21 protein-coding genes and 1 tRNA gene are annotated in these 24,401 nt (G+C 69.8%); 12 read left to right on the forward strand and 10 right to left on the reverse strand.

Annotated features, from left to right (window positions below; genetic code table 11):
* The first annotated feature begins 55 nt into the window (after positions 1 to 55).
* The 4 genes from OG627_RS26800 to OG627_RS26815 all read left to right on the forward strand — a co-directional run bounded on the left by OG627_RS26800 (position 56) and on the right by OG627_RS26815 (position 3,002).
* Entirely contained in the window at positions 56 to 259 is a 204-nt protein-coding gene (locus OG627_RS26800) for a cold-shock protein (RefSeq protein WP_015607926.1), read from the forward strand.
* 106 nt (positions 260 to 365) lie between these two features.
* Positions 366 to 1,928: a DEAD/DEAH box helicase gene (locus OG627_RS26805; RefSeq protein ID WP_329069305.1), complete on the forward strand. Its 1,563-nt coding sequence runs from the start codon at positions 366 to 368 to the stop codon at positions 1,926 to 1,928.
* 266 nt (positions 1,929 to 2,194) lie between these two features.
* Complete coding sequence (locus OG627_RS26810) at positions 2,195 to 2,593, forward strand: ribonuclease domain-containing protein (RefSeq protein WP_329069307.1); 399 nt, start codon at positions 2,195 to 2,197, stop codon at positions 2,591 to 2,593.
* 22 nt (positions 2,594 to 2,615) lie between these two features.
* Positions 2,616 to 3,002, forward strand: a complete 387-nt coding sequence (locus OG627_RS26815) for a barstar family protein (protein ID WP_329069309.1) — start codon at positions 2,616 to 2,618, stop codon at positions 3,000 to 3,002.
* Between the two features lie 50 nt (positions 3,003 to 3,052).
* Here OG627_RS26815 and OG627_RS26820 read toward each other — a convergent pair whose 3' ends face one another.
* The 3 genes from OG627_RS26820 to OG627_RS26830 all read right to left on the reverse strand — a co-directional run bounded on the left by OG627_RS26820 (position 3,053) and on the right by OG627_RS26830 (position 5,555).
* On the reverse strand, positions 3,053 to 3,772 hold the full coding sequence (locus OG627_RS26820; RefSeq protein ID WP_329069311.1) for a HEAT repeat domain-containing protein: 720 nt from the start codon (positions 3,770 to 3,772) through the stop codon (positions 3,053 to 3,055).
* Positions 3,773 to 3,847: 75 nt separating this feature from the next.
* The gene (locus tag OG627_RS26825; protein ID WP_329069313.1) at positions 3,848 to 4,603 is read right to left on the reverse strand and encodes an ankyrin repeat domain-containing protein; all 756 of its coding nucleotides are present in this window, start codon (positions 4,601 to 4,603) and stop codon (positions 3,848 to 3,850) included.
* A gap of 52 nt (positions 4,604 to 4,655) precedes the next feature.
* Positions 4,656 to 5,555, reverse strand: coding sequence for a hypothetical protein (locus OG627_RS26830; protein WP_329069315.1), 900 nt, complete (start codon positions 5,553 to 5,555; stop codon positions 4,656 to 4,658).
* A gap of 351 nt (positions 5,556 to 5,906) precedes the next feature.
* Between OG627_RS26830 and OG627_RS26835 the strand changes: the two genes are divergently transcribed.
* Positions 5,907 to 6,680, forward strand: a complete 774-nt coding sequence (locus tag OG627_RS26835) for a S1 family peptidase (protein ID WP_329069317.1) — start codon at positions 5,907 to 5,909, stop codon at positions 6,678 to 6,680.
* Between the two features lie 48 nt (positions 6,681 to 6,728).
* On the opposite strand, the gene OG627_RS26840 is transcribed toward OG627_RS26835, so the two are convergent.
* Positions 6,729 to 8,609, reverse strand: coding sequence for a glycoside hydrolase family 35 protein (locus OG627_RS26840; RefSeq protein ID WP_329069319.1), 1,881 nt, complete (start codon positions 8,607 to 8,609; stop codon positions 6,729 to 6,731).
* A 255-nt stretch (positions 8,610 to 8,864) separates the two neighbouring features.
* On the opposite strand from OG627_RS26840, the gene OG627_RS26845 reads away from it, so the two are divergent.
* The 4 genes from OG627_RS26845 (at position 8,865) to OG627_RS26860 (ending at position 14,773) form a co-directional block, all read left to right on the forward strand.
* Positions 8,865 to 9,737 (forward strand): helix-turn-helix transcriptional regulator, encoded by an 873-nt coding sequence (locus OG627_RS26845; protein ID WP_329069321.1) that lies wholly within the window; start codon positions 8,865 to 8,867, stop codon positions 9,735 to 9,737.
* 44 nt (positions 9,738 to 9,781) lie between these two features.
* Positions 9,782 to 10,138, forward strand: a complete 357-nt coding sequence (locus tag OG627_RS26850; RefSeq protein WP_329069323.1) for a chorismate mutase — start codon at positions 9,782 to 9,784, stop codon at positions 10,136 to 10,138.
* Positions 10,139 to 10,351: 213 nt separating this feature from the next.
* Positions 10,352 to 12,913, forward strand: coding sequence for an aminopeptidase N (pepN, locus tag OG627_RS26855; RefSeq protein WP_329069325.1), 2,562 nt, complete (start codon positions 10,352 to 10,354; stop codon positions 12,911 to 12,913).
* Between the two features lie 438 nt (positions 12,914 to 13,351).
* A complete protein-coding gene (locus OG627_RS26860; protein ID WP_329069327.1) occupies positions 13,352 to 14,773 on the forward strand; it encodes a lysine N(6)-hydroxylase/L-ornithine N(5)-oxygenase family protein in 1,422 nt (473 codons plus the stop codon).
* 44 nt (positions 14,774 to 14,817) lie between these two features.
* On the opposite strand, the gene OG627_RS26865 is transcribed toward OG627_RS26860, so the two are convergent.
* Positions 14,818 to 16,632 carry a bifunctional metallophosphatase/5'-nucleotidase gene (locus OG627_RS26865; protein ID WP_329073021.1) on the reverse strand — a complete coding sequence of 605 codons (1,815 nt, stop codon included), beginning with the start codon at positions 16,630 to 16,632 and terminating at the stop codon, positions 14,818 to 14,820.
* Positions 16,633 to 16,849: 217 nt separating this feature from the next.
* Between OG627_RS26865 and OG627_RS26870 the strand changes: the two genes are divergently transcribed.
* Both OG627_RS26870 and pyk read left to right on the forward strand, forming a co-directional pair.
* Positions 16,850 to 17,563 (forward strand): SIMPL domain-containing protein, encoded by a 714-nt coding sequence (locus OG627_RS26870; protein ID WP_329069328.1) that lies wholly within the window; start codon positions 16,850 to 16,852, stop codon positions 17,561 to 17,563.
* 121 nt (positions 17,564 to 17,684) lie between these two features.
* Entirely contained in the window at positions 17,685 to 19,118 is a 1,434-nt protein-coding gene (pyk, locus tag OG627_RS26875; RefSeq protein ID WP_329069330.1) for a pyruvate kinase, read from the forward strand.
* A gap of 14 nt (positions 19,119 to 19,132) precedes the next feature.
* Here the strand turns inward: pyk and OG627_RS26880 are convergent, their stop codons facing one another.
* Positions 19,133 to 19,924 carry a helix-turn-helix domain-containing protein gene (locus OG627_RS26880; RefSeq protein WP_443073546.1) on the reverse strand — a complete coding sequence of 264 codons (792 nt, stop codon included), beginning with the start codon at positions 19,922 to 19,924 and terminating at the stop codon, positions 19,133 to 19,135.
* Between the two features lie 109 nt (positions 19,925 to 20,033).
* Positions 20,034 to 20,106: transfer RNA gene (locus tag OG627_RS26885), tRNA-Leu, on the reverse strand.
* Between the two features lie 100 nt (positions 20,107 to 20,206).
* Here OG627_RS26885 and OG627_RS26890 point away from each other — a divergent pair.
* A complete protein-coding gene (locus OG627_RS26890) occupies positions 20,207 to 20,872 on the forward strand; it encodes an ANTAR domain-containing response regulator (protein WP_329073023.1) in 666 nt (221 codons plus the stop codon).
* An 82-nt stretch (positions 20,873 to 20,954) separates the two neighbouring features.
* Here OG627_RS26890 and OG627_RS26895 read toward each other — a convergent pair whose 3' ends face one another.
* The 3 genes from OG627_RS26895 to OG627_RS26905 are packed head-to-tail and all read right to left on the reverse strand — an operon-like array spanning position 20,955 to position 24,399.
* A complete protein-coding gene (locus OG627_RS26895; protein ID WP_329069334.1) occupies positions 20,955 to 21,671 on the reverse strand; it encodes an ABC transporter ATP-binding protein in 717 nt (238 codons plus the stop codon).
* Positions 21,668 to 22,597 (reverse strand): ABC transporter ATP-binding protein, encoded by a 930-nt coding sequence (locus OG627_RS26900; protein ID WP_329069336.1) that lies wholly within the window; start codon positions 22,595 to 22,597, stop codon positions 21,668 to 21,670. The genes OG627_RS26895 and OG627_RS26900 overlap by 4 nt, the downstream gene beginning before the upstream one ends.
* A 5-nt stretch (positions 22,598 to 22,602) precedes the next feature.
* Positions 22,603 to 24,399: a branched-chain amino acid ABC transporter permease gene (locus OG627_RS26905; protein WP_329069338.1), complete on the reverse strand. Its 1,797-nt coding sequence runs from the start codon at positions 24,397 to 24,399 to the stop codon at positions 22,603 to 22,605.
* Positions 24,400 to 24,401 lie beyond the last annotated feature (2 nt).

Below are 24,401 nucleotides of genomic sequence, written 5' to 3' on the forward strand. Positions count from 1 at the left end.
CGAGGAATTCGTAAAGTGCGGATTTCCGGCTCTGCACCTGTTTTAGGAGAATGACATGGCTACTGGCACCGTGAAGTGGTTCAACTCGGAAAAGGGCTTCGGCTTCATTGAGCAGGACGGCGGCGGCGCCGACGTCTTCGCCCACTACTCGAACATCGCCACCCAGGGCTTCCGTGAGCTCCAGGAGGGCCAGAAGGTCTCGTTCGACGTCACGCAGGGCCAGAAGGGCCCGCAGGCGGAGAACATCGTCCCGGCCTAATTCCCGGACGTGTACCTCGCAGCCGGGGCCCGCACCGTGCAGGTGCGGGCCCCGGCTCGCGCTGTTCTCAGGCCGCAGCACTCAGGCCCCAGGAAGGCTTTTCCGAATGACTCGATCCGAACGGCAGGACCGCGCCGCCCGTCCCGCCGGCAAGCGCCCGGCGCACTCCCGCGCCAAGGGACCCGCGAAGGGCGCGGCGAAACCCTCGCCCCGCCGCGCTCCCGCGCGCCCGCAGGAATTCACCCTGCCGGAGACCATCACCCCCGCGCTGCCCGCCGTCGAGTCGTTCGACGAGCTGGACATGCCCGCCGGTCTGCTCAAGACCCTCACCGCCCAGGGGGTGACCGAACCGTTCCCGATCCAGGGCGCGACCCTGCCGAACTCGCTCGCGGGCCGCGACATCCTCGGCCGCGGACGGACCGGTTCCGGCAAGACCCTCGCCTTCGGCCTGGCGCTGCTCGCCCGTACGGCGGGCCGCAGGGCCGAGCCGCGCGCCCCGCTCGCGCTGGTGCTCGTACCCACGCGTGAGCTGGCGCAGCAGGTGACCGACGCGCTCACGCCGTACGCGACCGCCGTCAACCTGAAGCTGACCACGGTGGTCGGCGGGCTCTCGATCACCAAGCAGTCGAACGCGCTGCGGCGCGGCGCCGAGGTGCTGGTCGCGACGCCCGGCCGGCTCAAGGACCTCATCGAGCGCGGCGACTGCCGGCTCGACGAGGTCGCCATCACGGTCCTCGACGAGGCCGACCAGATGGCCGACATGGGCTTCATGCCGCAGGTCACGGCGCTGCTCAAGCAGGTCGAGCCGGACGGGCAGCGGATGCTGTTCTCGGCGACCCTGGACAAGAACATCGACCGGCTCGTCCGGCAGTACCTGACGGACCCCGTGGTCCACTCCGTCGACCCGTCCCAGGGCGCGGTCACCACGATGGAACACCACGTGCTGTACGTCCTGGACGAGACGGACAAGAAGGAAGTCACGACGCGGATCGCCGCGCGCGACGGCCGGGTGCTGCTCTTCCTGGACACCAAGCGGTCCGTGGACCGGCTGGTCAAGCGGCTGCTGGCGAGCGGCGTACGGGCCTCGGGGCTGCACGGCGGCCGTTCGCAGCCGCAGCGCAACCGGACCCTTGAGCAGTTCAAGAACGGCCTGGTCACCTGCCTCGTCGCGACCAACGTCGCGGCCCGGGGCATCCACGTGGACGACCTCGACCTGGTCGTGAACGTCGACCCGCCCGTCGACCACAAGGACTACCTGCACCGGGGCGGCCGCACCGCCAGGGCGGGGGAGTCCGGCAGTGTGGTGACGCTGGTGCTCCCCGAGCAGCGGCGTGAGATGACGCGGCTGATGTCGGACGCGGGCATCGACCCCCGGTCCGCGCGGATCAAGTCCACCGACGAGGAGCTGGCGCGGCTCACCGGAGCGCGGGTGCCCTCCGGGGTGGCCGTCACCATCGATGTGCCGCAGCCCGTGGTCCAGCAGAAGAAGCCCAGGACCGCGCGTCCGGGCGGCGCCCGCAGGGGCTCCGGTTCCGGATCCGGTACGGGTACGGGTACGGGCGCCGGCGGATCCGGCGCACGCGCGGGCGGCGGCGCCGGGCGCGGCAGCCGCGGCCGCCGGGGCGGCTCGGGACGGGGCGCCGAGGGCGGACGCCGCACCGCGGCCTGACCCCCGGGGCGACCCGCACACGGCACGACGAAGCCCGGCCCCGCGCACGCAGCGCGGCGCCGGGCTTCGCGCTGTCGCCCGCACACTGTCGCCCGCACGCTGTCGCCCGCGCCCTGTTCGCGACCGCGTGGCGCGGGGTCCGGGGCGGGTGCCCGGGTCGGGGCGGGTGTCGGGCGCGCGAAGGGGAGGGGCCGTCGGTTAACTTCCGGGAAATTCAAGGGCCTTGGGATTGACGTGTGCACGTCTACGCGCGTCATTATGGGCGCATGCGAATACCCCCACGTATCGCCACCCTTGGTGGCCTCGCCGCTCTGGTCTCGACTCTGCTCGTCGGTGGAGTCACCGCTTCCGCGACCGCCGCCCCCACCGCGGTCGCCGCCGTCGGCAGCGTCTGCTACTCGAACCTGCCGTCCCAGGCGTACACGACCCTCGGCCTCATCGCCTCCAACGGACCCTTCCCCTACTCCCAGGACGGCACCGTCTTCCAGAACAGGGAAGGCATCCTGCCGAGCCAGTCGAGCAGCTACTACCACGAGTACACCGTGGTCACCCCCGGCTCCTCCACCCGAGGCGCGCGGCGCATCGTGACCGGTCAGAAGTCGAAGGAGGACTACTACACCGCCGACCACTACGCCTCGTTCTCGCTCATCAACTACAGCTGCTGAACCGGAAGGTAACCTCCGTCCCATGACCGTGACGTATGTGATCGACGGGGCGGAGGTCACCGGGCTCGACCGCTTCTGGCAGGTGATCGGCGCGGCCGTGAACGGGCCCGGCGGGTACTTCGGGAACAATCTCGACGCGCTCGCCGACTGTCTGAGCGGCGGGTACGGAACGCCGGACGACGGCGACTTCGTCATCGAATGGCGCCGGCACGACCTGTCGCGCCGGGCCCTCGGCCACGAGGAGACCGCGCACACGCTCCAGCGGCGGCTGGAGCGTGTGCACCCCACCGGCAAGGCCGCCGTGCAGGCCCGGCTGGACGCCGCACGGGCGGGCCGCGGCCCCACCGTCTTCGACGAACTGGTGCAGCTCATCGAGGAAACCGCCCCCGGCGTGCTGCGGCTCGACTGAGGGCATCGCCCTTCGGCGTTGACGGGGGCCTGTCCCTTGACGGCCTCCCGTCAGCGCTGACGCGGCAGCGTGCGCTCCAGCCGCCGCCGCTCCGGCCCCGGCGGCACGTAGCGCACCGCGTCCACCGCGGTCCCCCGGGCGTAACCGGCCGGGTCCTCGTCGCTCAGCAGCCGGGCCAGCGCCTCCACCGCCCGCGGATCCTGACGCACCGCCAGACCGTGCGCTGCGGTGGCGGCCGTGTCCGCCTCCGGGTCGTTGAGCCGCGCCGCCAGCGCCTCCCGCAACTCGCGCGTGTCCGCCGCCATCCGTGCCAGCGCCAGCACCGCCCGGTCCCGGACCGAGGCGTCCGCGTCCCGGCTCAGCAGCACCCCCGCCCGCACCGCGTCCGCGTCGGCCTCGCCCGGCCCGGCGGACCCCGACGCCACGAGCCCGGTCAGCGCGAGCGCCACCCGCCGCCGTACCCCCGCGTCCGGATGCCCGGTATGGCGCAGCACCTCCGGGAGCGCCGCCGGATCGGCGTGCTGGCCCAGGGCGTCCAGCACCGCGCGGATCAGCTCCGGCTCCACCGCCTGCCGCGACAGCTCCCGCAGCAGCGGCACCGCGCGGCCGGCGAACGGACTCTCCCCGTCCACCCCCTCCGCCGAGCCGAGCCGGGCCAGCACCCCGGCACCGAACGTCTGCCGCGCCGGTTCGTCGCTCGCACACCACCGCGTGGCGGCCAGGAACGTTTCCTCGTCCCCGCGCCGCCACAGCGCGGCCACCGCCTCCACCCAGTCGTCCCGGCGCGGATCCCCGCAGCGCAGCGCCCGCGCCGCCAGCTCCTCGCACGGCGTCGCGATCCCCAGCTACGCCTCCAGCATCGTCACGACGGCCGCGTGCCCGGTCTGCTGCTCCTGCCCGGCCACCGGCTCCCCGTCCCGCAGCAGCTCGACCACCACGGTCACCGAACCGTCCTCGCTGATCCGGTCGATCCGGCGCACCACCGTCTCGTATCCGTCGCCGAAGCCGCGCAGCAGCGAAGCGCGCAGCTCCCGCGCGACATCGAGCGGCATCCAGCGCCGCGCCTCCGCGAGCGCCGCCTCCACCGCGTCCGCGCCGTACCGCAGCAGGACCCGTACGGTCGCGGTCGAGCCGCGCCGCGCGGCCAGCAGCAGCGGGGACTCGCCGCCGGGGCCCGGCAGGGCCGGATCGGCGCCGTACTCCAGCAGCGCCTCCGCCGTGTCGGCGAAGCCCTGGCGGACCGCCCAGACCAGCGCCGTCAGCTCGAACGCCTCCCGGCGGTCCGGCCTCGCCCCGGCGGCCAGCAACGCCCGTACGACCTCGGTGTGTCCGCCGCAAGCCGCCGCGCACAGCGGCAGGTCCCCGCCCTCCGGGCCGTCCGCGGGACCGCTCGGACGGTCGGGGTCGGCGCCCGCCGTGAGCAGCAGCCGCACCGGCCCCGGCGCGTCGCTGACCGCCGCCAGATACAGCGCCGTCTGGCCCTCCTCGTCGGTCGCCTCGGCGGGGACACCGGCCCTGAGCAGCGCCACGACGGCGTCGTCCGCGCCCTCGTACACCGCCTCGAAGAGGTCCCGTACGCCCGCTGTCGGCTCATTCGTCATGCTTCGACCTTACGTTCGCCCGCGCGCCGGCGTCGCGCGCGGGCCGCGCCGCTCAGGTGTCGCAGTCCAGGACCGTTCCACACAGCCCGCAGCGCGCGCGGATCCGCCCCTTGACCGGGACCCGGATGCGCTGGAAACAGGTCGGGCAGGGGAAGGTGACACGCAGTCCGTCCGGCAGCTGCTCGAAGGCGTGCGGCGAGTCGGTCTCGGGGGCCGCGCCGGGATGGTCGAGCGCGTGGCGGCGGGCCTTGGCGTAGCGGCGCCGGCCCGCCCAGCCGGCGGTGGTCAGCGGCGGACGCTGTTCGTCGTCGAGCGCCCGCGCCCTGCCTTTCGTATACGACGTGTAGCCCTGCGGACTGGTGAACCAGACGCGCGGATCCTCGTCGAACACGAGCGCGCGCTTGGCCAGGACGTAGCCGAACTCCTCCGGTGTGAGGTAGCCCAGCCGCTGGCTCTGCCCGCCGTGTTCGCGGTACGCGTCGAGCAGCAGCCATCCGGCGCCCAGATAGGTCGTGGCCGTGTCGGTGAGGATCTCGTTGTCGTGGATGCCCGGGAATCCGATCCCCAGCCGGTGCAGCAGGACATGGGTGATCTCGTGTGCCAGGGCCGCGCCGATGTCCCTGCGGTGGGTGCGGAAGCGGTTGTTCAACTCGATGAAGTACTCGGGCCCCGAAGTCAGTTCCACATGGGCCGCGTGTGTCATCTCCCGGAAACTCACGATCACGCGCGCCTCCGGCAGCCGGAGCTGCTGGACCAGCGCCTCGGCGACCCGCTGGGTGCCGAGATGGAGGTCGTCCAGATCGGAGAAGGCGACATCGGCCGGGGCCACGCTGGGGGCGTACGAGCGGATCCCGTCGGCCGAGAGCCGCTGGTAGAGCAGGGTGATCGCGGCGCGCGCGGTCTCCAGATGCGGATAGCCCTGCGCGGCTCCGCCGTCCTGGCCGTTCGTCACGTCCGTACCCCCGTCACGTCCGTACCCCCGTCACGTCCGTACCCCCGTCACGTCCGTACCCCCGTCACATCACCCAACTCTACGGCGATGCGCCCGGCGGGGGAGGCGGGCGCGGGGGAGCGGCAGACGGGCGCGGGGCGACCGGGCTCGTGTCCGGTGATCGGACGATGTCTTGATATCGATGGCACTTGCTGGCCGAAAGACGGCTCTTGTGGCGCGACGGATCCCCTCCGCATAATCCGGATCACGCTTTCTTGTCGGGCCCATGTCAGCACAATGCAACGCGCGTTGACCGGGTCTTTCCGCGTGAAACCCCCCATACCCCCACACATTGTTATGGAAGGCAATCCGTTGAGCATTCTGGGTGCCATCAAGAGATTCGCCGCCGTCGGCGCCGTCGTCCTCGCCGCCGTCAGCCTCCAGCCCACCTCCGCCTCCGCCGCCCCCGCCCCCATCGTCGGCGGCACCCGCGCGGCCCAGGGCGAATTCCCCTTCATGGTCCGGCTCTCCATGGGCTGTGGTGGCGCGCTCTACTCCTCCACCGTCGTCCTGACCGCCGCGCACTGCGTCAACGGCTCCGGCAACAACACCAGCATCACCGCCACCGCCGGTGTCGTGGACCTCCAGAGCAGCAGCGCCATCACCGTCAAGTCCACCAAGGTCCTCCAGGCCCCCGGCTACAACGGCGCGGGCAAGGACTGGGCGCTGATCAAGCTCGCCTCCCCGATCACCAACCAGGCGACCCTGAAGCTCGCCACCAGCACCACGTACAACACCGGCACCTTCACCGTCGCCGGCTGGGGCGCCGCCACCGAGGGCGGCGCACAGCAGCGCTACCTGCTCAAGGCGTCCGTCCCGTTCGTCTCCGACGCCAGCTGCAACGCCTCCTATGGAGGCGAGGTCATCACCAGCGAGGAGATCTGCGCCGGCTACGCCTCGGGCGGCACCGACTCCTGCCAGGGCGACTCCGGCGGCCCGATGTTCCGCAAGGACAACGCCGGCGAGTACGTCCAGGTCGGCATCGTGAGCTGGGGCAACGGCTGCGCCCGGCCCGGCTACCCCGGCGTCTACACCAAGGTCTCGACCTTCGCCTCCGCGATCGCCTCGGCCGCGGCCACGCTGTAGCGCGACCGCGGCCCGCGACTCACCTCGCGCCGCCGCGCCGTCGTAGCGTCACTCGCCGGACGGGCTGCTCCCAGCCCGTCCGGCGAGCTGTACGTACGGGACACCCGCCGCGTCCGCCTCCCGGCCCGCCAGCTCCAGGACCCATACCTCGTTGGCGCCCGCGCGCAGAACGGGACCCGGGACGTACAGCGACTCCTGCGGACCGGCGGACGGCCAGTAGCGGCCCAGGCAGTGGCCGTTGACCCACACGAAGCCCCGGGTCCAGCCGGGCAGGGCGAGGCGGGCGTCGCCCGGGTCCCGCACATCGAAGGCGGCACGGTACAGGCCCCGGGTGTCACCCGGCGCCGTCGCCGCTGCCGTCGCTGTCGCCTCAGTCGCCGTCGCTTCCGTCCCGGCCGCTTCGGGCCGCGACGTCGCCCGGAACGGGAGCCCGGACACCGCCGCCGCGTCGTCGAACGCGTCCAGGCGCAGCCCCCGGGCTCTTACCCCGTGCAGATACTGGAGCGAGTGCAGCGCCCCGCCCGTCAGCCCCTTGGACTCGCCCAGCCCCGGACCGTAGTTGACCCGGCCCAGCGACTCCACCCAGATCTCCACGGACGCCGGACCGGCCACCGGCTCCACCAGGGTCAGCGCCGAGCCGGAACCCTCGCCGCCGCGCGTGTGCGCCCGTACCCCGTCCACGTACACCTCGGCCAGGTCACGCACCCCCGCCAGCGCCAGCGGCAGGGGCTTCCGGGGCCCCGGGACCTCCACCCGGTAGCGCACCAGACCGCGATCGACGTCCAGCTCCTCGAAGGTCGGCGGCAGCACCGTACGGGACTCCGGCCCGCCGAGCGCCTCCACGACCTCCTCCAGCGGCGCCCAGCCCGCGAACTCCGCCCGCACCGGGGCCGCCAGGACGGCCGGCGGCTGCGGCACGCCGGGCAGCGGACCCTCCTGGTACTCCGCGAGGACCTCACGCATCAGATGGAACTTCTCCGTCGGCCGCCCCGCCTCGTCGATCGGCGCGTCGTAGTCGTACGACGTCACGTCCGGCTCCAGCGCGCCGCCGTTCAGCTCACCACCGCGATTGGCACCCGCCCAGCCCGCGAAGCTCGTACCGCCGTGCGCCATGTACACATTGACCGAGGCGCCGGGACCCGACTCCAGGATCTCCCGCAGCGCGGCCGCCGCGTCGGCCGCGTCCCGCACGGCGGGCTCGCCGCCCCAGTGCTCGAACCAGCCGCACCAGAACTCCATGCACATCAGCGGCCCCTCGGACCGGTGCCGGCGCAGCGTCTCGAAAGCGGCACGCGCGCCGGATCCGAAATTCACCGTCGCCAGCAGACCGGGAATCGAACCGCCGGACAGCATGTGGTCCTCGGGACCGTCCGAGGTGAACAGCGGCACAGTGATGCCGCACTCCCGGGTCAGCTCTGTCAGCCGCGCCAGATAAACCTGATCGCAGCCGTAACTTCCGTACTCGTTCTCGACCTGCACCATGACCACCGGACCGCCCCGGTCGATCTGACGCGCCGCCACCTGCGGCAGCAGCCGCCGATACCAGCGCTCCACCGCCCCCAGGAACTCCGGATCACTGGTCCGCACCCGCGCCCCGAGCGGCCCGGTCAGCCAGTGCGGCAGCCCGCCGTTCTCCCACTCGGCACAGATGTACGGTCCCGGCCGCACGATCGCCCACAGCCCGGCCGCGTGCGCCGCGTCCAGGAACCTGCCCAACGCCTCCACTTCGTGGAGGCGGCCCGGCGCCGGCTCATGCAGATTCCACGGAACGTACGTCTCCACACAGTTCAGACCCATGGCGCGCAGCATCGCGAGCCGGTGGTCCCACTGCTCCTCATGGACCCGGAAGTAGTGCAGAGCCCCCGACAGCAGTCGCACGGGCCTGCCGTCGATCAGAAACTCCGCCGGTCCCACGGTGAACTCGGGCATCGCCGCCGCACTCCCTCTCTCATCGATGCGCGTCCGGCTCATCGACCCTCGTCCGGACGCTCGACGGCCACCTTTCCCGTTGGCGTCCGGCGGGTCCATGGACAAAGATCGCCTCTGGTTGGACACATTTGACGGGCGCGAGCGCGGGCACGAGGACGGCGGCACGGGTACGGGTACGGAGACGGCCCCGGCGGACGCCGCCCGCACGCCACGGCCGGGCACGCGCGGCGACAGCGAAAAAAAGAGGGGGCACGCATGCGGCACACCTGGATGCGGTACTTCACGCCCAGCCCCGTCCACCACCGGCTCGGACTCGTCTGCCTCGGCGTCGGCCTCCAGCACGGCTCCCTGCCGACGGTCGGACCACGCACCCTCGACCACCACGTGGCCGTGGTCATCAGCACCGGAAACGGATGGTTCCGCTCCGCCGACGGACGCCGCGTCGCCGTCACCGCGCCCGCACTGCTCTGGCTCACCCCCGGCACGCCCCACCACTACGGACCCGACCGCCACCACGGCTGGGACGAGAGCTTCGTCGCCTTCACCGGGCCCGCCACCGCCACCTACACCGAACTGGGCTACATCGAGCCGGACCGGTCCGTCGTCCCCCTCCGCGACCCGGCCGACGCCCGCGCCGTCGTCGCCCGCATCGCCCGCGCCGCCCGCCGCGGCAACCCCCTCCGCGAAGTCGAGACCGGCGCCGCCGTCCACGAACTGCTCGTCGCGCTGCGCAGGGCCCGCGCCGGAACGGCGGCGGAGACCGACCCCGTACTCCAGGCCCTCGCCCGCGACGCCTGCCTGCCCCTCACCGTCGCCGACCACGCGGCCCGTCACGGCATGACCCCCGCCGCGCTGCGGACGGCCGTGCGCGCCGCCGCGGGCCGCACCCCCAAGGAATACCTCCTCGGTATCCGCCTCGGCCGCGCCAAGGAACTCCTCGCCGCCACGGAACTGCCCGTCGCCGCCGTCGCACGCCGCGTCGGCTACGACGACCCGGCCTACTTCTCCCGGCTGTTCACCCGCCGGGTCGGCCTCGCGCCCGTACGCTTCCGGGAACAGGAGAGCCGCGCGCTGCCCGGCGCCACCCCGCAGCCCCCTCCAGCGTTCCGACCCGATCCCGCATTCTGATCAGCGACCGACGCCCGCTCCCGGTCCGTCTAAGCTGCCGGACCATGACCACGAGTGACACCGGGAGCGACCCCGGCCCGGCCGGCACCGGCATGGACGACTCCGTACAGGCCGAGCTGAACCGGCTGCGTGCCTCCATCGACAACATCGACGCCGCCGTCGTCCACATGCTCGCCGAGCGCTTCAAGTGCACCCAGCAGGTCGGCGTCCTCAAGGCCGAGCACCAACTGCCACCGGCCGACCCGTCCCGCGAGGCCCGTCAGATCACCCGGCTGCGAGAGCTGGCGGAGAGCGCACGGCTCGACCCGGCCTTCGCGGAGAAACTGCTCAATTTCATCATCGCCGAGGTGATCCGCCACCACGAGACGATCGCGGACGGGACACGCGGCAGCGACGCGTGACGGACGGTACGACGAGACGGGCGCAGCGGGGGAGGGGAGCCGGGGACGCGACCCGGTCGGCCGGGACGTGACCCGGCGGCCGGGGGGCCGGCCGTAAAACGTCGCCGTACCCGGTCGGGCGGCGCCGACACGCTCCGTGACCCTGATACGCGTGCGCTCTGAGCGCAAATATCCCCCATGCGCCGGGCGCGACCCATCGTGCAGCATGAACCCATGTCCGTACTGACGCGCGACGAAGCGCAGACCCGAGCCCTGTTCCTGGATGTCCACCGCTACACGATCGCCCTCGACCTCACCACCGGCGAGGACACCTTCGACTCCCGCACCCTCATCCGCTTCACCGCGCGCACGGCCGGGGACACCTTCGTCGAGCTGAAGCCCGCCACCCTGCGCTCCGTCACCCTCGACGGACAGCCGCTCGACCCCGCGGGCCTCGACGGCAACCGGCTCGCGCTGCGCGGCCTCACCGCCGGTGAACACGAACTGCGCGTCGACGCGGCGATGCGCTACTCCCGCACCGGCGAAGGCATGCACCGGTTCACCGACCCCACCGACGGCGCGACCTACGTCTACACCCAGATGTTCATGGAAGACGTCCAGCGCGTCTTCGCCGCCTTCGACCAGCCGGACCTCAAATCCGTCTTCGAACTGACCGTCACCGCACCCGCCGACTGGACCGTCCTCGGCAACAGCATCGCCGAACGCACCAGCACCGGCACCGGCACCGGCACCGGCACCGGCACTGATGAAACCGGCACCGGCACCGCACCGGCGGACGCGCACCGATGGACCCTCGCCCCCACCCCACTCCTGTCCACCTACCTCGTCGCCGTCGCCGCGGGCCCCTGGCACTCCATCCGCACCGAACACGCCGGGCTCCCCTTCGGCATCCACTGCCGCCGCTCCCTCGCCCCCCACCTCGACACCGACGCCGAGGAAATCCTCGGCATCACCCGCGCCTGCTACGACCGCTACCACGAGAAGTTCGACGAGCCCTACCCCTTCGACTCCTACGACCAGGCATTCGTCCCCGAATTCAACGCCGGCGCCATGGAGAACCCCGGCCTCGTCACCTTCCGTGAGGAATACGTCTACCGCTCCGCGGTCACCGACACCGAACGCCAGACCCGCGCCGTGGTCATCGCCCACGAGATGGCCCACATGTGGTTCGGCGACCTCGTCACCCTCACCTGGTGGGACGACATCTGGCTCAACGAGTCCTTCGCCGAATACATGGGCTACCAGATCCTCACCGAAGCCACCCGCTTCACCGACACCTGGGTCGACTTCGGCATCGGACGCAAAGCCTGGGGATACGACGCCGACCAACGCCCCTCCACCCACCCCGTCGCCCCCGACCCCGACGCCGTACCCGACACCGCCGCCGCGCTCCTCAACTTCGACGGCATCTCCTACGCCAAGGGCGCCTCCGCGCTACGCCAACTCGTCGCCTGGCTCGGCGAGAAGGACTTCTTCGCCGGAATCAACATCCACTTCGCCCGGCACAAATTCGCCAACGCCACCCTCGCCGACTTCATCGACTCCCTCGCCCACGCCACCGACCGCGACGTCCACGCCTGGGCCGCGCAATGGCTCCGCACCACCGGAGTCGACACCCTCACCCCGCACATCACCGCCACCGACACCCGGTGGACCCTGGACATCACCCACGACGGCAGCCGCCCCCACCGCCTCACCCTCGGCAGCTACGACCCCGACCCCGCGGACCCCGCCCGGCTCACCGCCCGCGACCCCATCGACCTCGACCTGCCCGGCACCGGCACCAGCACCGCCACCACCCACCCCGGCCCCCGCCCCGCCCTCGCCGTCCTCAACGACGGCGACCTCAGCTACGCCAAGGTCCGCCTCGACAGCGCCTCATGGGACACCGCGCTCCGCGCACTCTCCGGCATCCCCGACCCCCTCACCCGCGCCGTCATCTGGAACGCCGCCCGCGACATGGTCCGCGACGGCGAACTCGCCCCCACCGCCTACCTCGACGCCGCCCGCGCCCACCTGCCCCACGAAACCGACCTCGCCCTCGTCCAAGGCGTCCTCGCCTTCGCCGCCGGTCAGATCACCGACCGCTACCTCATCCCCCAGGACCGGCCCGCCGCCCTCGCCACCCTCACCGACCTCACCCGCGACCTCCTCCGCCGCACCGAGGACGGCAACAACCCCGGACTGCGCCTCACCGCCGTCCGCCACTTCATCGACGCCGCCACCCAGCCCGGCACACTCCAGGAATGGCTGGACTCCGGCAGCATCCCCGGCGGCCCCGAACTCGACCCCGAACTGCGCTGGCGCACCCTCACCCGACTCGCCGTCCTCGGCGCCGTCACCCCCACCACCATCGACACCGAACTCGACCACGACCCCAGCGCCACCGGCCAGGAAGGCGCCGCCCGCTGCCACGCCGCCCTCCCCGACCCGGACTCCAAAGCCCAGGCATGGGCCCGCCTCTTCGACTCCGACAACCTCTCCAACTACCTCTTCGCCGCCACCGCCCAAGGCTTCTGGCAGCCCGAACAGACCGACCTCGTCAAGGAATACGTCCCCCGCTTCTATCCCGAAGCCGTCGCCCTCGCCGACCGTCGCGGCCCCGCCATCGCCGACGCCGCCGGCCGCTACGCCTTCCCCCTCCACGCCATCGACGAGGAATCCCTCCACCTCGGACAGAAATGCCTCGACAGCACCGAAATGATCCCGGCGCTCCGCCGCAAAATCGCCGACCAACTGGACGATCTGCGCCGGGCGTTGCGAGTACGCGGCTGATCCACGAGGACAGCACGCAGGACGCCGCCGGGCCTGTCCTCACGTAGCGCCGGGCCGCCGGACAAGGCCGGGGGCGAGCACAGCGGCACGGACGCCGCTTACACCCCCGGCCACCCGGCCCCCGGCCACCCCGCCCCCGGCCACCCGCCCCCGGCCACCCGGCCCCCGGCCCGTCGGCCCCCGGTCAGCAGGCCACCCGGCCGCGTCCATGGCACCGAACCGGCACAGGCCGGCCGACTACGCCGTACGGCCGGCCACGCCGGGCCGCGTCCATGGCACCGAACCGGCACAGGCCGGCCGACTACGCCGTACGGCCGGCCACGCCGTACGGACGCCCCACCCCCATTACCCCGTTCATGTCCGGCTCGTTGTGCTCATAGGCACCACCACCGACCCCGGACCCCCGGGCGCCCGACTCGTGGAAGGCAGCACCCGCCGATGACCGCGCACCCCACCGACCTCGACCAGCCCCACGACCTGGTGGGCATCGGCATCGGCCCGTTCAACCTCTCCCTCGCCGCCCTCGCCGACGGCATCCGCCGCCCCGAAAACCCCCTCAACACCACCTTCTACGACCAGAACCCCGCCTTCCACTGGCACCCCGGCCTCCTCCTCGACGGCGCCACCCTCCAAGTCCCCTTCCTCGCCGACCTCGTGACCCTCGCCGACCCCGCCAGCCCCTGGTCCTTCCTCAGCTACCTCAAAACCCGCGACCGCCTCTTCCCCTTCTACTTCTCCGAGCGCTTCCACATCCAGCGCGCCGAATACGACGCCTACTGCCGCTGGGTCAGCGAACAACTCCCCACACTCCACTTCGGCCACCAGGTCGACGCCGTCCGCTGGAACGCCGAACGCGACCTCTTCGAAGTCGACTTCACCCAACTCGCCCCCGACGGCGAAGCCGAAGCCCTCGGCCGCGCCTACACCCGCAACGTAGCCCTCGGCATCGGCACCGAGCCCTACATCCCCGACCCGCTCAGACCCCTCACCGAAGCCCCCACCGTCCCCGTCATCCACGCGGCCGACTACCTCCAGCACCGCACCCGGATCCTCGACGCCGGACACATCACCGTCATCGGATCAGGACAATCCGGCGCCGAAATCTTCCTCGACCTGCTGCGCGCCCGCCCCACCGGCGCCGAAAAAATCCACTGGCTCGCCCGCACCGAAGCCTTCGCCCCCATGGAGTACTCCAAGCTCGGCCTCGAACAATTCACCCCCGACTACACCCGCTACTTCCACGCCCTGCCCGAACACGCCCGCGACGACCTCATCCCCCGCCAATGGCAACTCCACAAAGGCATCGGCCCCGAAACCATCGCCGCCATCCACGACGAGCTCTACCGACGCACCCTCCACGGCGGCTGGCCCGACGCCGTCCTGACCCCCGGCGTCTCCGTCCGCACAGCCGGCCGCGTCGCCACCACCCAAATCGAGATCCACCTCGAACACACCCGACAGGCCACCCGCTCCCGCCTCACCACCGACGCAGTCGTCCTCGCCACCGGCTACCGCGAACGCCCCCTCGACCGCATCCTCGCCGGACTCGACCCCTACATGCGCCGCGACAGCTCCACCCGCCCCCGCATCGACCAGCACCACCGGCTCCTGCTCGACCACAGCGTCACCGGCTCCGTCTACATCCAGAACGGCGAACGCCACACCCACGGCGTCGGCGCACCCGACCTCGGACTCGCCGCCTGGCGCAGCGCCAGCATCCTCAACCACCTCACCGGCACCGAGCCCTACCCCCTGCCCCGACGCACCGCCTTCACCAGCTTCGGCCTCGACGGACAGGACCGGACCGCCTCCGTACCCGCACCCAGAGACGGCCTGATCCCCCTCACCGAAGTCCGCTGACCAGCCCCGAGACAAAACACCCACCGGGACCGGTCACACCAACCTCAGAACACCGGCGTACCGTCCCGCGTCAGCTTCCAGTCCACCGAAGCGAACACCGACGGATCCACCGTCCCCGCCGCCTGCACCCACCCGATGATCGTGTTACGAATCTCGTCCGAATTAGCCCACAACTGCTGCGCAGCCGCGATCCCCGGGAAATTCCCGCCACCACTCGCCCGGTAATTGTTCACCGCCAGCACGAACTTCGCCGCCGGATCCAGCGCCTTCCCCTCGAACTCAAGATTCACGATCCGCGAACCCGCCGCCTTCGCGATATCGATCTCATACGTCAGACCCGACACCACGTCGTAGTTGTAATCCGGCGTACCATCCGCGTTCGTCAGCTTCGCCGTATCCACCGGAGCACCCGAAGCCGTCCGCACGTAGTACTTCGCCGAATACTCCAGATACGCCTTGAGCTGCGCCCCCGTCACCAACCGCGCCTCAAGCGTGTTCTCGAACGGATACAGCCCCGCCGCATCCTTGATCGTCACATTGCCCGCCGGAATCGCCGCCGTACGCGAGAAACACGACGCCTGCGACAGCACCGGCAGCGCCGCCCACTCGCCACCCGCCAGAGCCGCCTTCACCGTCTCCGTCTGCACATGGTTGATCAGATCGATGATCGGCTCGTCCTTCCACGGCGCGTCGACCGTGGACATCGCCACCGTCGACGTACCGATCACCTGATTCACATACGCCACCACCTTGCGATGCTCATCGCTCAGCAGCCCGGTGATCTTCTTGTCCTCCGCCACCGTGTTGGAGTTCAGCACCTTCGACGCGACCTTCTCGACCGTCCAGCCGCCCCGCTCCCACACCAGATCGAAGTCGAACAGCGTCAGCCGCTGCCCCCACTTCAACGGCTCGGACAGCACCACGTCCTTGCCGGTCTTCTTGTTGACCACCCGGCGCTCCGGGATCTCCACATGCGCGTGCCCGACCAGGATCGCGTCGATCCCCGGCACTTGCTCGGCCACCAACGACGCCGCGTTCTCCACATACGGAAGCTGATCACCGTACGACGACGAACCGTCCGAACCCGAATGCGCCGAAACGATCACCACATCCGCACCCATGGAACGCAGCTTCGGCACCCACTTCGCCGCCTGCTCCTCCAGCCCCGGGAACGTCATCTTCCCCTGGACGTTCGCCTTGTCCCAGATCGCGATCCCCGGGTTCGTCAGCCCCAGAATCGCCACCTTCACATCACGCCCGAACGGCGTCCGCACCTTCTTGATCACATACGGGGCGAAGGCCGGCTTCAAGGTCTTCGCGTCCAGCACGTTGGCACCCAGCAGCGGGAAGCGACACTGCTCCTCGAACTTCCGCAGCACCGGAATGCCGTAGTTGAACTCGTGATTGCCCAGCGCCGCCGCGTCATAACCGATCGCGTTCATGGCCTGCGCCATCGGGTGCACGGGACCACGCTTCGCCGTGATCGGATCGATCTTCGCGTAGTAGTACGAGAGCTGCGTGCCCTGGATCGTGTCACCCGCGTCGATCAGCAGCGTGTTGTGCCGGCCCTTCTCCTTACGGATCTTGTCGACCAGCGTGGAGATCTTCGCGAGACCGACATCGTTGTGGGCCGCGTCGTCGAACTCCTTGTCCGTGAAGTAGTCCCAGTTGAAGACGTTGCCGTGCAGATCCGTCGTCCCCATCACCGTGAACGAGTACCGCTTCCGCGGACGTCCATGAACAGGCCCCTGACCCTGACCACGCCCGGTGGCCTCGGCGGGCGTGACCGCCCCCGCCAGCGCCGCCCCGGCACCGGCGGCAGCCGAGCTGCCCAGGAACGTCCTTCGATTCAGCGGCATTTTCTTCTCCCTTTGATCCATCGCAAGACCATCGCGCGACCGATCCATCGCACAACGCGCGTAGATTCTGGCTCAAACACACCTGACCGCAACACCCCCGCAGGGTTTCGATCAGATGACTGCCGATGGTCACGACCCACTGTCGTACCCGGGTGCGACAGTGTCCGTACAGAGCGTTCACCCGCAGACGCCCGGCCGTACGAAGGAGCACCCCTCCATGACCAGCGACCCCGTCACCCCGCCCTACGGCACCCCCGAAACCCCCCGGGTCGCCGTCCGAGGCGAAGCACGACTCGAAGTCGACCCCGAACTCGCCCGCATCACCGTCACCGTCGGCGCACGCGGCACCGACCGCCGCGCCGCCCTCGACGACCTCACCCGGCGCAACGCACAGATCATCGCCCTGATCAAAAGCTACGGCGACACGATCGAAAAGCTGGAGACCGGATCCCTCTCCATCAGCCCGGAACTCACCAAACACGGCCGGGGCGAACGCGTCCGCGCCTACCACGGCCGGGTCCACCTCACCGTCGAGCTCACCGACTTCACCACCCTCGGCGAACTCACCACCCGCCTCGCCGACCACGAACTCACCCGCGTCGACGGCCCCTGGTGGTCCCTGCGCCCCGACTCCCCGGCCCACGCCACCGCCAGGCGCCAAGCCGTACGGGACGCCGTCCAGCGCGCCCGCGAATACGCCGAGGCACTCGACACCCGGCTCGCCGCCCTCGTCGAGCTGGCCGACCTCGGCGCCGAGAACGCCGGAGGCTACGGCGCGCCGGCCGTCCCCGGCGCCCTGCGCAGCCGGTCGGCGTACGGAGCGGCGGAACAGGACGAAGCGCCCCCGCTCGACCTCGAACCCCAACGACAGCAGGTCCATGCCCAGGTCAATGCGCGATTCACCATGGCCCCGCCACAACTGAACGGCTGAAATGCTCAAAGGAGCGCCCTCGCGCACAATTCAACACTTGTCAATAACCCTTCACGCAAAGGACGTTGAGTAGTCATGCAGGGCCAATTACCTACCCGCCGGTAAGCTCTAGGCTCGAAATATGCGCCGAGCGAAGATCGTCTGCACCCTGGGGCCAGCCACCGACTCATACGACCAGATCAAAGCACTGGTCGAAGCCGGAATGGACGTAGCCCGCCTCAACCTCAGCCACGGCACCTACGCCGAACACGAGGAGCGCTACCACCGCGTACGCAAGGCAGCGGAAGAAACCGGCCGCAGCGTAGGAATCCTCGCCGACCTTCAAGGCCCGAAGATCCGCCTCGGCCGCTTCCACGAAGGCCCCGTACTCCTTGAACGCGGCGACGAATTCACCATCACCGTCGAACCCCACGACGGCGACCGCCACACCTGCTCCACCACCTACCAAGGACTCGCCGCCGACGTCACCACCGGCGAACGCATCCTCGTCGACGACGGCAAAGTCACCCTCGAAGTGACCTCCGTTGACGGCCCCCGCGTCCGCACCCTCGTCATCGAGGGCGGCATGGTCTCCGACCACAAGGGACTCAACCTCCCCGGCGTCTCCGTCTCCGTCCCCGCACTCTCCGAGAAGGACATCGACGACCTCCGCTGGGCCCTGCGCATCGGCGCCGACACCATCGCGCTCTCCTTCGTCCGCAGCGGCGCCGACATCAACGACGTCCACCGCGTCATGGACGAAGAACAGCGCCGGCTCCCTGTCATCGCCAAGATCGAAAAACCCCAGGCCGTCGAGAACATCGACGACATCGTCGCCGCCTTCGACGGCATCATGGTCGCCCGCGGCGACCTCGGCGTCGAAATGCCCCTGGAACAAGTCCCGATCGTCCAGAAACGCGCCATCAAACTCGCCAGGCGCAACGCGAAACCCGTCATTGTCGCCACCCAAATGCTCGACTCGATGATCGAGAACTCCCGCCCCACCCGCGCCGAAGCCTCCGACGTCGCCAACGCCGTCATCGACGGCACCGACGCCGTCATGCTCTCCGGCGAAACCAGCGTCGGCAAATACCCCGTCGACACCGTCAAAACCATGAGCCGCATCGTGCGAGCCGCCGAAGAGGACATCCTCGCCAACGGCCTGCCACCCCTCACCGATAACAACAAACCCCGCACCCAAGGCGGCGCCGTCGCCCGCGCGGCAGCCGAAATGGGCGACTTCCTCGGCGCGAAATTCCTCGTCGCCTTCACCCAGTCCGGCGACACTGTCAAACGCCTCTCCCGCTACCGCTCACCCATCCCCCTCCTCGCCTTCACCCCCGACCCCGCCACCCGCGCCCAGCTCACCCTCACCTGGGGCGTCGAGGCGTTCCTGGGCCCGCACGTCGACTCCACCGACGCGATGGTCGACCAGGTCGACGAGCAACTCCTACGGATCGGCCGCTGCGCGAAGGGCGACATCGTCGTCATCACGGCGGGCTCCCCGCCGGGGGTCGCGGGCTCGACGAACCTGGTGCGGGTGCATCACATCGGCGAGGACGACAGTCCGAAGTAGTGGGACGGGAGTGGTCAGTACTTGGGGCCGATGTGGGCCTCCATGAGGGCGACGGAAGCGCGTTTGGCGACGGAGACGTTTTCGACGGCGCGGCGCTGGTTGGCGGGCCTCCACTCGACACCGACCGCGTCGAGAGCGTCGGTGTGGAGGCGCAGGATGTCTGCGGAGACGTTGGAGAAGAAGTAGCGCGGGTATTCGTACCGCTTGCGTACACCGCTGACGGTCTTCTCGGTCCAGTTGGTGATCCGGCAGCCGTCGGAGTGGATCAGGCCGCGAATGAACGCCCATGGGTGCTGGTTAACGATTTCCTGTTGCCAGCCGACGAGTGCGATGGCCCTCTCGTGCTTCTTTCCCAGTCCGTGCTGGGGGAAGAGGCAGGTTAGGTGCTTGAAATAGACCTTGAGGTTCTGGCACCCCTTGCGGCGTAGGCGACACGTGGCGTTGTGGGGGAAGACGGCGCGGAGGGCGGCCTCTGCGACGTCTTGCAGTCCGGGCCACGCGTTGTCCATCGTGAGGAGCAGGCTCGGGACCTTGTGCTTCGCGTAGACGCCGATGTAGCCATCACCGAGGTACAGGCCGAGCAGGTACGCGTAGGAGACTCTGTCGAGCGGCTGGTTGTCGCAGACGGGGCAGAGCAGTGAAGGGCGTGAAGCTACGCGTTCGCCACGCTTCCCGCGGTCTTCGTGGCGCCACCAACCGACCGTTCCCCGAGGGACGTTCAATCGCTCTGCTACAGCGCGATCGGTCATGCCGCGCCTCAATAGGGCGAGTGCTTCTTCGCGTACCGAAGGATGGTGCCGTTCCATGGCGCGAGCCTCGCTGGGGCATCAGCTCGACACGCGGAATCGAACCCGTGTTCACCGTTTCGAGTGAAGATCGCCACTTGGGTGATCCACCTTGGAAACGAAGGGAGAGTGCCCCGAGTCGGATTCGAACCGACGCTGTATGGGTTTTGAATCCATGGCCTCTACCGCTGGGCTACCGGGGCTCCTTCGAAACGAAGGAAGGCAAGGACCCTCCGTGCCCCAACCATACCGTAGCTAGGTAGGCTCATGGAGAGCAGCACCCTGCCCGAACAAGGAGCCCCCGTGACCGCCCCCGAGTCGCCCCAGCCCGTAGACGATGACGACAAGTCGCACGTCCCGCCGCTGACGACGCGAGTCGTCATCGCAGAGGACGAGGCGCTGATCCGCCTCGACCTCAAAGAGATGCTTGAGGAAGAGGGCTACTCGGTCGTCGGCGAGGCCGGTGACGGCGAGCGGGCCGTGGAGCTGGCGCGGGAGCACCGGCCGGATCTGGTGATCCTCGATGTGAAGATGCCGGTCCTGGACGGGATCTCCGCCGCCGAGAAGATCGCGGCGGAGTCCATCGCGCCCGTACTGATGCTCACCGCGTTCTCGCAGCGCGATCTGGTGGAGCGGGCGCGGGACGCCGGGGCGATGGCGTATCTGGTGAAGCCGTTCAGCAAGAGCGACGTGGTGCCGGCCATCGAGATGGCTGTGTCGCGCTTCGCGGAGCTGCGGACGCTGGAGAAGGAGGTCGCGGATCTGTCGCTGCGGCTGGAGACCCGGAAGCTGGTGGACCGGGCGAAGTCGGTGCTTCAGACGCAGTACGGGCTGACGGAGCCCGCCGCGTTCCGGTGGATCCAGAAGACGTCGATGGACCGGCGGATGTCGATGCAGCAGGTGGCCGAGGCGGTCATCGAGGACGCGGCGGAGAAGAAGAACAGCAAGGGCGGCGGCGGCCAGCCGTAGCGCGTCCGGGGATGACGGAAGAGGCCCGGTGTACCGCGTACGTACGCGGTACACCGGGCCTCTTCCGTGTCGGGCCTGGGTGTCAGTCCTCGCCGAGGTAAGCCTTGCGTACGGATTCGTCGTGCAGCAGGTCCTCACCGGTGCCGGAGAGGACGATCTTGCCGATTTCCATGACGTGGCCCTGGTCGGCGAGGGACAGGGCGGCCTGGGCGTTCTGTTCGACGAGGAGGATCGTCGTGCCGCCGGCCTTGAGTTCCACGATGGTCTGCATGATCTTCTGCATCATGATCGGGGAGAGGCCCATGGAGGGCTCGTCGAGCATGAGCAGTTTGGGCTGGGACATGAGGGCGCGTCCCATGGCGAGCATCTGCTGTTCGCCGCCGGAGAGGGTGCCCGCCGCCTGCTTTCGTCGTTCTCCCAGGATGGGGAAGAGTTCGTAGGCGCGCTGGATGTCCTTTTCGATGCCGGCCTTGTCGGTCCGCAGGAACGCTCCGAGCTGGAGGTTCTCGGTGATCGTGAGCCGGGGGAAGATGTGCCGGCCCTCGGGGGAGTGGGCCAGGCCCAGTGCCACGATCTTGTGGGCGGGGACGGCGCCGAGGGGTTTCCCGTCGAAGGTGATGCGGCCGGCGGCGGGCTTGAGGAGCCCGGAGAGGGTGCGCAGGGTGGTGGTCTTGCCGGCGCCGTTCGTGCCGATGAGGGTGACGATCTGGCCGGCTTCGACGCTGAAGGAGATGCCCTTGACGGCCTCGATCTTGCCGTAGGCGACCTTGAGGTCCTCGACCTCCAGGAGTGCGGTCACTTCGGGTCCCCTTCCGTACCGGTGGTGCTGGTGGTGCTGGTGGTGCTCGTAACGCTGTCGTTCGGGGCGTCGGCGGCGTGTGCCGCTTCGGCCGCGTTGACCTCCGCGGCTTCTTCGGCGCCGGGGGCGCCTTCGAAGGGGGTGCCGAGGTAGGCGGCGACGACGCGCTCGTCGCTCTGGACGACGGTCGGGCTGCCTTCGACGAGTACTTCGCCCTGGACGAGGCAGGTGACGCGGTCGCACAGGTTGAAGATGAACCGCATGTCGTGCTCGATGACGAGGACGGCGATGCCCTGGTCCCGGATGGCGAAGATCAGTTCTTCGGCGGCCCGGGTCTCCTGGGGGTTCATTCCGGCGGTGGGCTCGTCGAGGAGCAGGAGGCCGGGTTCGCTGGCGAGGGCGCGGGCGATTTCGAGCTTGCGCTGTTCGCCGTAGGGGAGGTTGCGGGCGAGGTGGTCGCGCTTGTGGGCGAGGCCGGTGAACTCCAGGAGTTCCATGGCGCGTGCTTCTGAGGCGCGTTCGGCGCGTTTGAAGCCGGGGGTGCGCAGGAGCGCGGACCAGAGTCCTTCGTTGGTGCGAGTGTGGCGGCCGACGAGGACGTTTTCCAGGACGGTCATGTTGGCGAAGAGCCGGATGTTCTGGAAGGTGCGGGCGATGCCGGCCTGGGTGACGAGGTGGGACTTGTGGGGCAGCACGTTTCCTTTGTAGGAGACGGTGCCCTCGGTGGGTATGTAGAGGCCGGTGAGGCAGTTGAAGAAGGTGGTCTTGCCGGCGCCGTTGGGGCCGATGAGGCCGACGATCTCGCCGCTGTTGACGGTGAGTTCGACGTCGCGTACGGCGGTGAGTCCGCCGAAGCGCATGGTGACGCCGGAGGCGTGGAGTACGGGTGTGCCGGTGGCCACGGTGGTGGTGGTGTCGGTGGTCATCTGGTTCACACCCCCGCCTTGCTGAGGCCGATATCGCCCTTAGGCGTGTCTAGTTGGTCGGTTTCGTGGAATTCGAGCTGCTTCCTGCGGTCGGCGATGAGGCCCTCGGGGCGGAATCGCATGAGCAGGACGAGGGCGACGCCGAAGAGCAGCAGCTGGTAGTCCGACATGAACTGGAGTTTGGCCGGGATGAGGTAGAGCAGTGAGGCGCCGATGAGGGGTCCGCTGACCGTGCCCATGCCGCCGAGGATGACGGCGGCGAGGAGGAAGGCGGAGTTGGGGGGTACGGCTTCGACGAACTTGAACTGGGTGGGGGTGACGGTGGTGGTCACGTGGGCCTGCACGGTGCCCGCCATGCCGGCGAGGGTGGCGCCGAGGGCGAAGGCGAGGAGCTTGAGCCGGAAGGCGTTGATGCCCATGGCGCGGGCGGCTGTCTCGTCCTCGCGGATGGCGACCCAGGCGCGGCCGATCCGGGATTGGTCGGAGCGGCGGAAGACGGTCACGACGATGATCGTGAAGAACAGCATCAGCAGGTAGTAGTTGGAGAACTTGCCGAGTTCGACGCCCAGGACGGTGTGGGATTCTCCGAGGTTGAAGCCGAAGATTTCCAGGTCCGGGATGTTCGGGATGCCGTTGGGGCCGTTGGTGACGTTGGGGCCCGAGGTGCCGTCCATGTTCTGCATGGCGATGCGGAAGATCTCGCCGAAGCCGAGGGTGACGATGGCGAGGTAGTCGCCGTGCAGCCGCAGGGTGGGTGCGCCGATGACGATGCCGAAGACGAGTGAGGCCGCGGCGCCGGCGAGTACGGCGGCCCAGAAGGGCAGCTGGATGCCGATGGTGGAGGACGGCGAGCCGGAGACGAGGGCGGCGGTGTAGGCGCCGACGCCGAGGAAGGCGACGTATCCGAGGTCGAGGAGTCCGGCGAGGCCGACGACGACGTTGAGGCCGAGTGCGACGGTGGCGAAGATGAGGATGTTCGCGCCGATGGTGGCGTAGGCGTCGTTGGTCTGGGTGAACGGGAAGGCGAAGGCGGCGACGAAGGCCGCGGTCACGGTGACGTTCTTGTGGGTGGCGGTGTAGCTCGCGAGGCGGCGGTTGAGGCCGGCGCGGGAGACGGCGGTGGCGCCGAAGCAGACCATCAGCATGAAGCCGATGAAGAGTTCCGCGTACTCGGTGTCGATGCCGTAGGTGAAGACGAAGAGTCCGAGGCCGAAGGAGATCGCGATGATCAGGATTTCGGCCCAGGAGGGGAGCGGTGCGGCCTGTCCGGGCACGGGGGCCTTGAAGGACTGGGTGAACCGCTTCCAGGGTGAGGTGGAGCTGTCGTCGTCGAGGGGGACGTCGCTGGGGAGTCCGAGGGCGGCGACGAGGGTGAGGAGTGCGGTGATGGCGGCGATCCAGCCGCCGGGTTCGAGGTTGGCGAGTCCGCCGAGGTTCACCGCGATGGCGATGATCGCGTACCAGGTGGTGGCGAAGGTGCCGAGGGCGAAGAGGAGTATCGCGCTGTTCTTGCCGCCGGGGGTGAGCCAGCCGAGGCCGCGGATGCCGTAGGCGGAGAGGGTGAAGACGAGGGTGAGGAGGGCGCCGGTGAGGGTGAGGACCTGGAGGCCGCCGGGGTAGCCGTTGACGGTGAGGTCGCCGGGGAATTCGGAGGTCCAGGTCCAGGCGAGGAAGGTGCTCGCGAGGGTGAGGAGGGCGCCGATGCCGGTGGCCGCGCGAGCGGTTGCGGGGGGCAGGGGGATGATCGCCGGCGTCTGGCGCGGGGCGGTCGGGGTGGTGGTCTGCTGTTCTGTGGTGGTCATGG

Source organism: Streptomyces sp. NBC_01429, from assembly GCF_036231945.1.
Classification (GTDB): Bacteria; Actinomycetota; Actinomycetes; order Streptomycetales; family Streptomycetaceae; genus Streptomyces.